This window comes from Vibrio sp. Isolate34 (genome assembly GCF_022397915.1).
Lineage (GTDB): Bacteria > Pseudomonadota > Gammaproteobacteria > Enterobacterales > Vibrionaceae > Vibrio.
This window is the reverse complement of the sequence record NZ_JAKEUO010000062.1, coordinates 1-722: the sequence shown is the minus strand read 5'-3', so window position 1 is coordinate 722 and position 722 is coordinate 1. Positions and strand designations below refer to the sequence as shown.

The 722-nt window shown below is 37.0% G+C and carries 2 rRNA genes; both read left to right on the top strand.

The annotated features are described in order from the left end of the window. The first annotated feature begins 91 nt into the window (after positions 1–91). A 5S ribosomal RNA gene (gene rrf, locus L1D22_RS22240) occupies positions 92–207 on the top strand. A 443-nt stretch (positions 208–650) separates the two neighbouring features. After that, positions 651–722, top strand: a 16S ribosomal RNA gene (locus L1D22_RS22235); the annotation flags it as partial.

Below are 722 nucleotides of genomic sequence, written 5' to 3'. Positions count from 1 at the left end.
AGAAACTTTTATAGCTCTATTAAATAGAGAAGCAGCTTTCCAGATTATTTTGCCTTCAGTTTTTAAAAGCTGAAAGTAAAAGCAAAATTTGCTTGGCGACCATAGCATTGTGGACCCACCTGATTCCATGCCGAACTCAGAAGTGAAACACAATAGCGCCGATGGTAGTGTGGGGCTTCCCCATGTGAGAGTAGGACATCGCCAGGCTCCAAATTTATTTTCACTTTTTAAAAGTGAAGACAAAAAGTTCGACTTTGTCTACTAAGTAGACAAGTCACCATAGAGTTCTAAGTTTTCTTAGTATTTTATGTTGACTTTCAAAGTAGAAAGCGTATTATACGCGTCCTGCTTAAGTGCTAAGGCACTGAAAGCAAAGCTCTTTAACAATTTAAACCTATCAATCTGTGTGGGCACTCGTTGATGAATATCAAAACGTTTTATCGTTAGATAAAACAGATTCTTCGGAATCAAAATGATTTCAATGAACTGAGTGACCAATACGAATAATTACTTTCTATATAGAGAGGGGGTTATTTGGCACAGTCAATTCATTATCTTTCTGTTGGAAAGATAATAGCTTTAGAATTACATGTTCATTTTCGAATGAATATTAGTTTTGAAGTCAGTATTCGTTGAGTCGACAAAATCTTAAATTGAAGAGTTTGATCATGGCTCAGATTGAACGCTGGCGGCAGGCCTAACACATGCAAGTCGAGCGGAAA